Consider the following 11,370-nt stretch of genomic DNA (forward strand, 5'->3'; position numbering starts at 1 on the left):
GTGGCAGCATCACTAGACATTGACGACACCCATGATCTTCTCTCGGTGGCGGCGCTTGCCCAGCGCACCTCGTCGGTGCTGGAGCGCCTGCGCGATTCAGCGCGCAGCGCGCGCGCGGATGAACGCCGTGAGCCCACTTTTCCGATCGGAAAGGCCGCTGATCTGGTTGGGCGGACGCCCGCTGCAATCCGCGATGCGGAAAAGGACGGGCGTCTTCCGCCGCCGCCGCGAACCGAGAATAATCGCAGGGTTGGTTACACGCTTGCCCAACTCAATGATATGCGGGGCCTGTTCGGCACTAGGCCCTGGCGAGCGGCCGACGATCCATGCTGTGTCGTGGCCGTCCAGAACTTCAAGGGAGGTGTCGGCAAGTCGACCTTGTCGGTCCACCTTGCCCAATATCTCGCAATCCAGGGTTATCGTGTTGCCCTGATCGACTGCGACAGCCAGGCCTCCGCGACGACATTGTTCGGCTATGTGCCTGATCTTGATCTGAGCGAGGAGGATACGCTCTACCCGTTTCTCCGGGAAGAGGAGAAGACCTCGCTTGATTATGCGCTGCGCAAAACGCATTTCGACGGTCTCGAACTGATCCCGGCAAATTTGCGGCTGTTCCAGTCAGAATATGAGATTGCAGCCCGAATGGCGCGAGGGCAGGGGGGGCTTATCGATCGCCTGTCCGAGGGCATCGCTAGTATCTCCGATCGTTTCGATGTGATCGTGCTCGATCCGCCGCCGGCCCTTGGCGCCATCTCATTGTCGGTTTTGCGCGCCGCGAACGCGCTTGTCGTTCCAGTGCCGCCGACCGTCATGGACTTTTCTTCGACCGCGGCGTTTCTGGCGATGTTGGATGAAACCATCGAGACGCTGGCGGAACGCGGCTTTGCGCCGACGCTCAAATTTCTGCGCTTTGTCGCCTCTAAGGTCGATGAGAACAAGTCGATGCAGAAGGAACTACTCAATTTGATGCGGACACTTTTCGGTCAGGCGATGGTCCGCACGCCGCTGAAGGACTCCGCCGAGATCGACAACGCGACCGCGCGTTTGATGACGGTCTATGAGCTCGACGGTCCTGTGACGAGCAGTGCGGTCCGCAACCGCTGTCTGACCTATCTCGATGGGGTAAATGCTGAACTCGAGTTGGATATTCGGGCCATGTGGCCCAGCCATTTGAGCCGTTTGCGAAAGGAAGGTCTGGCGTGAAACGGGAAAATTGCACCGGTGCAATTCCGGGTGAAGGAACGGCTTCATGAGCAGGAAGAATGCGAGTTTCGCAGCAGAATTGGCCGCTGGAATCAATCCACCCGAAGATGGTGCGCCCGCGCCGCGCCGGCCTGGGCTGGGCGCCAATGTCCTGACAGGCCGGGAGAATCGGTTGGCCGAACTGGCCGCGGGGACGGTCGTTAGCCGCACCCACGAATTGGTCGATCCCGCGCGCTGCCGGATGTGGGTAGGGCATAACCGCGAATATGCCTTGCTCAACGAAGAGCGGTGCGCCGATCTTATCGAGAGCATAAAGGCGCAAGGTCGCCAAGAGATGCCCGCGATCGTCCGCCGCGTGCGTGGCGAACCCGATTATGATTTCGAGGTGATCTGCGGCGCGCGCCGCCATTGGTCGATAAGCTGGTTACGCGGCCACAATTATCCCGACTTCCGCTTCCTGATCGACATTCGCGAACTGTCGGACGAGGAAGCGTTCCGCATAGCGGACATTGAGAACAGAGCGCGCGAAGACCTCAGTGATCTGGAGCGCGCGCGCGATTATCTTCGCGCCCTCGATGCGTATTACGAGGGCCGGCAAAAGGTCATGGCCGAGCGGATCAACGTTACCGAAAGCTGGTTGAGCCGTTATCTCGATCTCGCGCGCCTGCCGGCGGAACTGATGGTCGCTTTTCCCAATCCGCAGGATTTGCGGATCAAGCATGTCACAGCCATCAAGCCCTTGCTGAAACCCGATGATCGTCGCCAGCGCGTATTTGCCGAAGCAGCGGCGCTCGGCGATCGATCGGGAGGAGAGGGCGCTCTTATTGCGGTGCCGGAGATTATTCGTGCATTGGCGCTGGCGGCCGATCCCCCCAAGAGGTCAGGATCCCCCAAGAGGTCAGGATCGAGTGAAACTGTGGCGTCGCAGAGCGGAAAGCCCTTGCTTCGGTTCGAGGGTAAGGACCGCAAGGGGGTGAGGATCACCCTGCTTCCACATGCTGGCGGTTCGCGGGACGAAGTGGAGGCGGCCATCAAGGCGTTGCTCGACACGCATTGGCAGTAGGCTCGGCTTCACGCCAGTTTGGCCACCAGCTTTCGTGCTCCCTGCGGCGTGACCTCAAGAAGCCGCGCCACGGCAGATGGGCGAAGCCCGGGATAGGCAAGCGCAAGGCGGGCGAGGAGGGGAGCACGGCTGCGCCGTGTTGCTGATACGGCCAACGCCTTTGAGCCTTGGCGCTCGATCCAGTCGAGATCCTTCAGGCCGGATTGGCAGGTCGCCAGCAGCGATCGCATCATGACATCGGTCAACTCGCCAACGTTGTGTGGCGGAAATTTCGGCAACAGAATCAGGGAGGGCAGGGTGCCCAATGTGAGACCGGCATGATGGAGCATGGCGGGGACATGGCTGGCCACCAACCAGGCGCGATCGCGCACCCTCGGTTCGAGCGTGAGCGTCCGACCGTCGATCGCCATCACGTCCACTGCAGACTGATCGGCATCGACCACCGTCTTGAGCATGGCGGCAATCCGATCGGCGACAGAGCGCAGGGAAGGGGAGGGGTAGGGCGCTTGTGCCTCGATCCGCGCCTGCCGCCACGCTGGACCAAAATAGGCCAGGTCGCTGCCCGCCCAGACTTCGGCTTCGGATCGATCATCCAGCACAGTGCGCAAGACGTTGAGCGTCGCGCGCGCCAACGGCCCCTTGTCGCCAACGCCGGCCTCGATGGCGAGATGAAACACCGCTGCCACAGAGACGGGATCGTTCAACCCTTCAGAGGCGCGGGGAGGGGGTGTGCGGCCGCAAATCCAGTGCTGCAGATGACGGACGTCGATGGGCACGCCGGCGAGACCGGCGAGTTGGGCCGCGCCCTGCAACCGCGCACGGGCCAACCAAATGTCAGCCCATGGGCTGTTCTGAAGTCGTCCATCCAGTCGGCCGAGCATAAGCATTGCCGGCCCGATGGAGAAGTCGGTAGAGGGGGAGGTCACCATTGAGGCGACTTTATCCCAACCTCAGGGGAAACCAAACACCCATGTTTCTTTCCCTATCCAATATGGTCTGATGGTGGACATGTGATAATTGCAGTTATCGCCTGGTCGATGAAGACGGGGCCCAGAGCCAGACCGGCAGAGGCGAATTCGTCTATCACGGCCCCAATCTGTGTCTGGGATATCTGGATCCGGCGCATGGGGCCGCCGCGTTCGATCCCGACGGCTATATCCATAGCGGCGACGTGGCCGAGGTCGATGCCGACCGCTATCTGCGGATCGTCGGCAGGCGCAAGGACATCATCATTCGCGGCGGCGAGAATATCTCTCCTGCCGAAGTGGAAGGATTGCTGTTCGATCATCCGATGATTGCACAATTGTCCATCGTCGGCATAGCGGACGAACGGCTGGGCCAGCGGGCCGTTGCCTTCGTCGTGCCCGCTGCCGACATGCAGCCGACGCTGAAGGCGTTGACCCAATGGCTTGACGACAAGGGTGTCGCAAAGTTCAAGTGGCCCGAACGGCTTGAGATCATCGACAGCCTGCCGATGACGCCAAGCGGCAAGGTCCGCAAGGAGGAGCTGCGCGCCCTGCTCACGGCCCAGGCACCGGCATGACCCAGGCACTCCCGCTGGAAGGCATACGCGTCCTGGATTTCAGCACGCTTCTGCCGGGGCCGTTCGCCACGCTCATGCTGACGGCCGCCGGCGCGGACGTCATCAAGGTGGAACGGCCGCCCGAAGGCGACATGATGCGTGCGCGCCCGGCGGAATTCGCGATGCTGAACGCCGGCAAGACCAGCCTGTTCGTCGACCTCAAGTCCCCCTCCGCCCGTGAGCAGCTGGATCCCCTGATCCGGCAGGCCGATGTCGTGATCGAACAGTTCAGGCCGGGGGTGATGGATCGCCTCGGACTGGGCGCCGACGCGTTGCGGGCCATGAATGCGCGCCTGATCTACTGCTCGATCAACGGCTATGGATCGACTGGCCCCGCTGCGTTGAAGGCGGGGCACGACCTGACCTACGCGGCCGAGAGCGGCCTGCTCATGCAGGCGACGGCGGCGGACGGATCTCCGGTGATGCCGCCTGCGCTCATCGCAGACATTGGCGGCGGCAGCTATCCTGCGGTCATCAATATCCTGCTCGCATTGCTACAACGCGAACGGACGGGGCGAGGGAGCAGGATCGAGATCGCCATGGCGGACAATGTGCATCCCTTCCTGTATCCCGCCTTCGTCAGTGCGTTCGGCGAAGGGCGCTGGCGCCTGCCCAATGACTCCATCGAAACCGGCATCTCGCCGCGATACAGCCTGTACCGCGCGGCAGACGGTCGCTGGATCGCTGCGGCACCGGTCGAGGACAAGTTCTGGCACGCATTCTGCACCGTGCTGGAATTGCCGGAACTGATCGATGCCCCGTTCGATGACGCCGCTGCCACGAAGGCCGCCATTGCGGCCCGCATATCGCAACGGCCGGCGCAGGAATGGATCGATGCCTTCACGCTGGCCGATGCTGCCTGCGCGCTGGTTCAGACCTATGAAGAAGCGATGGCGGGCATCGACCCGCCCTCTTGCGACGACGGCAATTTCCCCTCCTTGCCGCTGCCGATCGTCCCCGATTTCCTGCGCCCGTCCGCCCGCAGCCTGGCCTAGACCCAGATCCGAAATGCCGTTTCGGATCAGGCCCCGTCGTTGTCCCGCCAGCTGTGGCGGGGGTGATAGCCGATCCGCTCGGCAGCGCGCTTTGAGGACAGGAGCGAGACATTGCCTTCCAGCGGCACGCTGGACGGCACGCCGGGGAAATAGGTGGCCATCAGTTCGGCCGAAGGCATGCTGACGACGGTGTCCGCCGCCGCGATGATGAGCCGCTCATGCCCGGAAAGGTCCGCTTCGATCGCCAGATGGCAAGCCATGCCGGCGTCGCGGGCGTCGACATAGCTCCACAGATTATAATGGCGTTGCTGCGGGTTCGCCTCGACTGCGGGGCGTGCGGCATAATCGGCGGCGGTGAAGACGTTCGAGAAGCGGAGCGACACGATGCACAGATTGTCGTGCCAGCGACAGAATTCGTCCGCCATCTCCTCCCCCAGCTTCTTGGTCAGGGAGTAGGACCATTCCGCCCGCGTCTGCACGCTTTCATCGATCGGCACGATTTGCGGCGGGATGGCGAACGGCACGCCGAGGATGGATTCGCTCGACCCCCATACCACCCGCTCGATCCCCAGACGTGCCGCTGCGGAGAAGATATGGTAGGTGGACATGAAGTTGGCCTGGAAAACGACGTGGTCCGGCGTCAGCCCGGGCGCGGGAATGCCCGCCATGTGCACCACGGCGTCGATCCGTCCAGCGATGTCGGCACCGCTCAGCGCACCCATGACCTGGCCGAAATCCGTGCAGTCGCACAGGAGCGGATGCATCCCCTCGATCGATCCGAGCGTCTGGTCGAGGCCGACCACCTGGTGTCCTGCCGCCAGCAGCGCCGCCACGGCCTCCCGGCCGATCTTCCCCGAACTTCCGGTCACTGCAACGCGCATCCTGTCATCCTCCCTGATTGCGAGACGCCGCCCGATTGATCCGGCGTCGCTGTGCCCCTGGCCGTGCGCAAACGAAATGCGTCTAGGCGGTCTGGCGCAGATAGTTCCCAAGCGTCGACGCGATACTGGCGTGATAAAAGCCCATCGTCCGATCCGTGACGAAGCCCAGATGCGGCGTGGCGACGACATTGTCGAGCGCCAGAAATGGATGCTCGCCGGGCAACGGCTCCCGATCGAACACGTCCAATGCCGCCCCTGCAATGCGTTTTTCCCGAAGCGCCGACAGCAGGGCCTGTTCGTCCACGATCGGGCCGCGCGACGTGTTTATGAGATAGGCGGTCGGTTTCATGGCGTCGATCTCGCGCGCGCCGACCAGGCCGCGACTGCGATCGCCCAGCGCGTAATGAATGGTAACGACATCGCTCCGACGGAACAGCATGTCCTTGTCGACCCGTTCCACGCCATGCCGTGCGGCCGTTTCCTCCGTCAGGTTCGCGCTCCAGGCAATGACCTTCATGTCGAAGGCGCGCGCATATTCGGCGACCTTCGCGCCTGTCCTGCCCAGGCCGGCAATGCCAAGCGTTCGCCCGGCCAAAGACATCCCCAGCGTCTGCTGCCATTGCCCCTGGCGCAGACGGGCGACTTCCTGCGGAATATGGCGCACGGTCGCGATGATCAGGCCCCACACGAATTCGGCCGTATCGTGCGGCGATATCGTGGCGCCTTCGGGCGGCTGACCATCGACGATCGCGATCCCGCACGCGGCCGCAGCGTCCCGATCGACGACGCGAATATAGGCGTCGGACAGAATGATCGCCTTGAGTTGCGGCAACTGGCGCAATATCGCGGCCGGCATCGCGGTGCGCTCCCGCAGCAGGCAGATGATGTCGAAGGGCGCGAGCGTCGCAACCAGATCCTCCTCCGCGATATAGCGGTTGAAGATCGTGACGTCCGCCCGACGCTCGATATCCGACCAGTCGGCACAGGACAGGGACGCATTCGCATAGTCGTCCAGAACTGCGATTTTCAGCATCACTCTATCCTCACCTGATCATTCGCATGGTCCGCGTCAGCGGATCGTTGCTTTCGCCAGACATTCGACCGCAGACGGTTGAACATCCGTCTCCGCCTGTCCTGCGGCCCGTGGCGGCTCTGCCTGCCATGACTCCATAGCAGAGCAGCCCATCTCCTGCCCGCGCCGATTATGGCCGTTCTCCGAACAATTCTTTTGCAGAAATTCGAAGCGTCCAGGCCGGAGCCCCATGCTATCCCTGCGGTCCGGATGATGCCGGCGTGGCACATGCGCACATACTGCCTACAGGCATCGTGCAGCACGCATGACAAGATGATCCAGACGCCCGGCAGCGGCTCGCAAGCCCGCTGGGCCGACGGCAGGAGAGAGAGAGCGCATGACGGTTATTCAGAAAGGCAAGACCGCTGTCATCACAGGCGGGGCGACAGGGATCGGTCGCGCCCTCGCGCTGGGACTGGCAGACGCAGGGATGAACATCGTGCTCGCGTCAACCAGCGCCGAGCGGCTGGCGCTGGCGGCGGATGCCGTCCGCGAGCGCGGCGCGCAGGTGCTGGTCGTGCCATGCGACGTGTCGGACCGTGCGGCGGTGCGCGACCTGGCGGACCGGGCGGTGACGGAATTCGGGGCCGTCCATCTATTGTGCGCGAATGCAGGCGTGACGACCGCTGGCCCATTCCTGAACCATGGGGACGAGGATTGGGACTGGATCTATGACGTCGTGCTGCGCGGCGTCACCCATTGCATCCAGGCCTTCTATCCACTGATGGCCAAAGCAGGCGAAGGCCAGATCCTGTTGACGGGTTCCCACGCCGGCCTGGTGCCCGACTGGGTGCTGGGCCATGGTCCCTATACATCGGCCAAATCGGCGGTCATGGCGCTGGGCGCGGCATTGCGGCCCGAAGCGGCGCAGCATGGCGTGGGCGTGAGCATCCTCATCCCCGCCGGCACCGAATCCGACATCCTCCAGTCGGCGCGCAGCCGCCCCGCCCGCTATGGCACGACGGCGAACACCGGCATGTCGCCTACCGACATGGTACCGCGCGAAGGGGCGCCGATGCCGCTTGCCGACACCAAATTCTTCCTCACGGCAGAGGAAGTGGCCGACATTGCGATCCGCGCCTTGCCCGACAATCCCGGTTTCATCGCCACGCACCCGGGCCTCCGGCCGTTGGTTGAGGATTATTTCGGCCGGATACTGGCCGCCTACTGATTACGACGCACGCCGATCATTATGGCGAGGAGGGGATTGTCCATGCGCGTGAACGCCTTCGACAACGAAGCGGGCGGCATCTTTCTGCCCAATCTGTTCCAGTTCGGCTATGCGACCAGAGACATGGATGGCGCCAAGCGCGCCATCGAAACACGGTTCGGCGCGCGCATCTGGCAATATTCTCCCGTGCTCGAAGCCGCGCCGGGCGTGACGATGCGCGATGCCAAGACCTGGGTCGGCGACATCATGATCCAGATCCAGCAAGTCACCCGGACCGAGGCATCGACTGCGGAGCAGACCTTCTGGGAAACGCCGGCGCCGGAACCGGGCCAGCTGTTGCGGCTGCATCATATCGCCCACATGCTCTATGACGACGCCGAATGGGATCATGTCCTGAAAGAGTCGGAAAGGCATGATTTTCCGATTCTGTTCCAGGGCCAGCATGAAGATATATTGAAATATCTGTATCTCGATACCCGGCCCATATTCGGCCATTATCTGGAATATATCCTGTGCCTGCCCGCAGGCCATGCATTCTTCAACGAATCCCGGAAAATATCTGCCGCCTGATCGCTTGATTTATACCAAACTGCGTTGAGCGAGACTCTCCCTCCCCTTCAGGGGAGGGGCTTATGAGTTCTCATCAACGCAGCTTGGTATTACACCCTGTTCCAGAGAGAAGAGACATGCAGCATTTCTTCAGCGGGTTCTTTCAGTTCGGCTATGTCACGCGCGATCTCGACAGCGCCATCGCATCCTATCGCGCACGCTATGGCGACATGGCGTTTCTCATCAATGACCCTGCTCCGACCGACGGCGTCGCTTCGCCCACCAAGCGGCTTGGCCTTGGCTTCATCGACGATGTCATGATCGAAATCATCCAGCCCGATACCACGCAGAAGACGATCTATGACGATGTGCTGCCGGCAACGGTCGGGCCTGTCCATCTGCATCATTTCGGATTTCTGATCGACGATCATGACGCGATGCTCGAACGGCTGGATGCGCTCGGCTATGCGGTCCCTTTTCACGGAAAGATCGAAGGCTTTCTCGACTTCAGCTACGCCGACACGCGGGCCGACCTTGGTCATTACAGCGAGTTCATCCGGCTGGATGCGGCCGGTCGTGTATTCTTTGACAGCGTTCCCCGCCTGACGACCCGCTGATCGTCCAAGCTGCCGATCTGGCCGCCCTCAGTTGTGACGAAGCTGCACCATGAAACCGGAGAGGCGCCATGCCGTCCACATTGAAGAACAAGGTCATCATCGTCACGGGCGCGGCGAGCGGCATCGGGCGTTCGGCGGCCTTGCGCCTGGCGTCGCATGGCGCCCACATCGTCCTGGCGGATGTCGACGAAGCGCAGGGTCATCGGGTTTGCGCGGACATCCAACAGGCTGGCGGCTCGGCGATCTTCGTGGCTGTGAACGTCGCGCAGGAGGAGAATGTCCGCGACATGGTCCGCATGACGATCGATCGGTTCGGCCGGCTCGATGGTGCGTTCAACAATGCCGGGATCGAACAGTCCAACATACCCCTGCATGAGATCGACACGGGCCATTGGCATCGCCTGATCGGTATCAACCTGACGGGTGTGTTCCTGTGCATGAAATATCAGATTCCGGCCATGCTTGCCGGCGGCGGCGGATCCATCGTCAACACGGCTTCCAGCCTGGGGCAGGTCGCGATCCCCGGCTCGGCCGAGTATATCGCGGCCAAGCATGGCGTCATCGGCCTGACCCGGGCGGCGGCCGTGGATTATGCGAGGATGAACATCCGCGTGAACGCGCTTCTGCCGGGCGTCACGCAGACGCCGATGCTGGACCGGGGGCCTGTGTCGCTGGAGGCGGTCGAGATGGTAGAGCATGTCAAGGCCGCCATCCCGATGGGCAGGGTCGGCAGTGCAGACGAAGTCGCGCAAGGCGCCGTCTGGCTGCTGAGCGACGCGTCGAGCTATGTGACCGGATCCCTGCTGCCGGTGGACGGGGGCTATCTGACGGTCTGAACGTCCATGTGCCTGTTCCTCCGGACGATATCCTATTCCACCGGCCGGGACGGGTAACGGCCCAGCATGAGATAGGCCAGTCCTGCGGCCAGGAAGGCTCCGGCCATGACCGACAGCGCGAGATCATAGTTGCCGAACCGATCATAGGCCGATCCCAACAGCCATGAGCTGAGCGAGCCGGAAAATGTCAGGAAGAACACCGTCAGGCCATAAATCGTCGAAAAGCTCGTGACCCCGAAATAGCGCGCGACCATATAGGCGACCACGTCGATTTCCGCGCCCAGGCCCAGCCCGATCAGCATGATGGCGCCTGCGGCAACCGGCCCTGTCATCGTCGCATTTCCGGCGAACAGCATGCACCCGGCCGCCGACCCGCAGGCGAATATCAGGGCGACGCCCGGCGCCCAGAACCGATCGACCAGGCTGCCCGTGACGATCGCGCCGACAAAGCTGGCGACACCCGCCAGGCCGACCAGGGTGGCGGCGCTGGCCGGATTGATGCTCTTGTCGATCAGCAGGGGCTGCAACTGGCTCATCAACGCCGACGCCGGCGCATAGCCCAGGCTGGCACCCAGGCACAGGACCCAGATTTTCGGTTCGCGCAGCAACTGACCCCACCGGACCGGGGCGACCGCCGTTGGCAAGGGTCGGGCCGCCTGCGGATCCCGGCGCGTCCCTGAGCGGCCGATCCAGAAATAGATTGCGGGCCACACGATCAGCAGCACCATCATGCCTTCGACCATATAGCCGGCACGCCACCCCAGGTGGGTAATCACGAGATAGAGGATCGCCGGCAGGAAGGCGCCCGACAGCGCCATCCCGCTGCGCGCCGCGGCAAGCGAAAAGCCGCGCGAATGCACGAAGACTTCGCTGACCACGCGCGAGCAAGTGATGCCGCTGGTCGCAAGACCAGACACGAAGATCATCGCAAACAGGAAGTAGAACAGCAGCAGAGACCCGTTCATCGCCCCCAGCCCGAAAAAGGCCAGGGCAAACAGCACGCTCCCGACGAGCATGATCCTGCGCGCACCGACCCGGTCGATCAGGCGGCCAAAGAATGGCGACAGGAATGCAGACAGCAGGCCGGCATTATGCGCGAACGCTATGTCGCTGCGCGACCAGCCAAAGGCCTTTTCCAGCGGCAGGATGAACATGCTGGTCGCCGCCATGTACGACCCCAGCGAAAAGCTCAGCGCCAGAAAAGCGGCAACGCCTACGCGCCAGTGGTCCTGCCATTCCTGTAGCAAGGTCTGGCGCGGCATGGGTACCGCATCGCCTGTGTCAGCCCCCGCCATGCCGCTCTCCCCTCATCTCTTTCCCGGGAGGCTTGCAGCGGGAGCCACATTTGTCAACGGATAGCGACTGCCGGCTGACTTTCATCACATCCGCGTAATATGGACG

12 protein-coding genes are annotated in these 11,370 nt (G+C 62.8%); 8 read left to right on the top strand and 4 right to left on the bottom strand.

Annotated features, from left to right (window positions below; all coding sequences use genetic code 11):
• Positions 1-1,203 carry an AAA family ATPase gene (locus HRJ34_RS28420; RefSeq protein ID WP_208634664.1) on the top strand — a complete coding sequence of 401 codons (1,203 nt, stop codon included), beginning with the start codon at positions 1-3 and terminating at the stop codon, positions 1,201-1,203.
• A gap of 46 nt (positions 1,204-1,249) precedes the next feature.
• Complete coding sequence (locus HRJ34_RS28425) at positions 1,250-2,266, top strand: ParB/RepB/Spo0J family partition protein (RefSeq protein WP_208634665.1); 1,017 nt, start codon at positions 1,250-1,252, stop codon at positions 2,264-2,266.
• 8 nt (positions 2,267-2,274) lie between these two features.
• Here HRJ34_RS28425 and HRJ34_RS28430 read toward each other — a convergent pair whose 3' ends face one another.
• Positions 2,275-3,195: a hypothetical protein gene (locus tag HRJ34_RS28430; RefSeq protein ID WP_208634666.1), complete on the bottom strand. Its 921-nt coding sequence runs from the start codon at positions 3,193-3,195 to the stop codon at positions 2,275-2,277.
• Positions 3,196-3,437: 242 nt separating this feature from the next.
• Here HRJ34_RS28430 and HRJ34_RS29530 point away from each other — a divergent pair, with 242 nt between their 5' ends.
• Positions 3,438-3,809 (top strand): AMP-binding enzyme, encoded by a 372-nt coding sequence (locus HRJ34_RS29530; RefSeq protein WP_208634667.1) that lies wholly within the window; start codon positions 3,438-3,440, stop codon positions 3,807-3,809.
• Positions 3,806-4,843: a CaiB/BaiF CoA transferase family protein gene (locus tag HRJ34_RS28440; protein WP_208634668.1), complete on the top strand. Its 1,038-nt coding sequence runs from the start codon at positions 3,806-3,808 to the stop codon at positions 4,841-4,843. Before HRJ34_RS29530 ends, HRJ34_RS28440 begins: the two co-directional genes overlap by 4 nt.
• Before the next feature lie 26 nt (positions 4,844-4,869).
• On the opposite strand, the gene HRJ34_RS28445 is transcribed toward HRJ34_RS28440, so the two are convergent.
• Positions 4,870-5,724: an NAD-dependent epimerase/dehydratase family protein gene (locus HRJ34_RS28445; protein ID WP_208634669.1), complete on the bottom strand. Its 855-nt coding sequence runs from the start codon at positions 5,722-5,724 to the stop codon at positions 4,870-4,872.
• Positions 5,725-5,806: 82 nt separating this feature from the next.
• On the bottom strand, positions 5,807-6,757 hold the full coding sequence (locus tag HRJ34_RS28450) for a D-2-hydroxyacid dehydrogenase family protein (RefSeq protein WP_208634670.1): 951 nt from the start codon (positions 6,755-6,757) through the stop codon (positions 5,807-5,809).
• A gap of 376 nt (positions 6,758-7,133) precedes the next feature.
• On the opposite strand from HRJ34_RS28450, the gene HRJ34_RS28455 reads away from it, so the two are divergent.
• From HRJ34_RS28455 to HRJ34_RS28470, 4 genes are all read left to right on the top strand, one after another.
• Positions 7,134-7,967 carry an SDR family oxidoreductase gene (locus tag HRJ34_RS28455; RefSeq protein WP_208634671.1) on the top strand — a complete coding sequence of 278 codons (834 nt, stop codon included), beginning with the start codon at positions 7,134-7,136 and terminating at the stop codon, positions 7,965-7,967.
• A 42-nt stretch (positions 7,968-8,009) separates the two neighbouring features.
• Positions 8,010-8,537: a hypothetical protein gene (locus tag HRJ34_RS28460; protein WP_208634672.1), complete on the top strand. Its 528-nt coding sequence runs from the start codon at positions 8,010-8,012 to the stop codon at positions 8,535-8,537.
• 116 nt (positions 8,538-8,653) lie between these two features.
• On the top strand, positions 8,654-9,133 hold the full coding sequence (locus HRJ34_RS28465; protein ID WP_208634673.1) for a VOC family protein: 480 nt from the start codon (positions 8,654-8,656) through the stop codon (positions 9,131-9,133).
• Between the two features lie 68 nt (positions 9,134-9,201).
• Positions 9,202-9,969, top strand: a complete 768-nt coding sequence (locus tag HRJ34_RS28470; protein ID WP_208634674.1) for an SDR family NAD(P)-dependent oxidoreductase — start codon at positions 9,202-9,204, stop codon at positions 9,967-9,969.
• Between the two features lie 32 nt (positions 9,970-10,001).
• Here HRJ34_RS28470 and HRJ34_RS28475 read toward each other — a convergent pair whose 3' ends face one another.
• Entirely contained in the window at positions 10,002-11,264 is a 1,263-nt protein-coding gene (locus HRJ34_RS28475; protein WP_208634675.1) for an MFS transporter, read from the bottom strand.
• Positions 11,265-11,370: the final 106 nt, after the last annotated feature.

Origin of the sequence: Rhizorhabdus wittichii (genome assembly GCF_017607425.1) — a bacterium.
GTDB classification, from domain to species: domain Bacteria; phylum Pseudomonadota; class Alphaproteobacteria; order Sphingomonadales; family Sphingomonadaceae; genus Rhizorhabdus; species Rhizorhabdus wittichii.

Bases quoted from the DNA above. Each gene is read 5' to 3' on its own strand.
- HRJ34_RS28455 (WP_208634671.1), top strand. From the start codon at position 7,134: ATGACGGTTATTCAGAAAGGCAAGACCGCTGTCATCACAGGCGGGGCG.
- HRJ34_RS28465 (WP_208634673.1), top strand. From the start codon at position 8,654: ATGCAGCATTTCTTCAGCGGGTTCTTTCAGTTCGGCTATGTCACGCGC.
- HRJ34_RS28445 (WP_208634669.1), bottom strand. From the start codon at position 5,724: ATGCGCGTTGCAGTGACCGGAAGTTCGGGGAAGATCGGCCGGGAGGCC.
- HRJ34_RS28440 (WP_208634668.1), top strand. From the start codon at position 3,806: ATGACCCAGGCACTCCCGCTGGAAGGCATACGCGTCCTGGATTTCAGC.
- HRJ34_RS28425 (WP_208634665.1), top strand. From the start codon at position 1,250: ATGAGCAGGAAGAATGCGAGTTTCGCAGCAGAATTGGCCGCTGGAATC.
- HRJ34_RS28450 (WP_208634670.1), bottom strand. From the start codon at position 6,757: ATGCTGAAAATCGCAGTTCTGGACGACTATGCGAATGCGTCCCTGTCC.
- HRJ34_RS28475 (WP_208634675.1), bottom strand. From the start codon at position 11,264: ATGGCGGGGGCTGACACAGGCGATGCGGTACCCATGCCGCGCCAGACC.
- HRJ34_RS28430 (WP_208634666.1), bottom strand. From the start codon at position 3,195: ATGGTGACCTCCCCCTCTACCGACTTCTCCATCGGGCCGGCAATGCTT.
- HRJ34_RS28460 (WP_208634672.1), top strand. From the start codon at position 8,010: ATGCGCGTGAACGCCTTCGACAACGAAGCGGGCGGCATCTTTCTGCCC.
- HRJ34_RS28470 (WP_208634674.1), top strand. From the start codon at position 9,202: ATGCCGTCCACATTGAAGAACAAGGTCATCATCGTCACGGGCGCGGCG.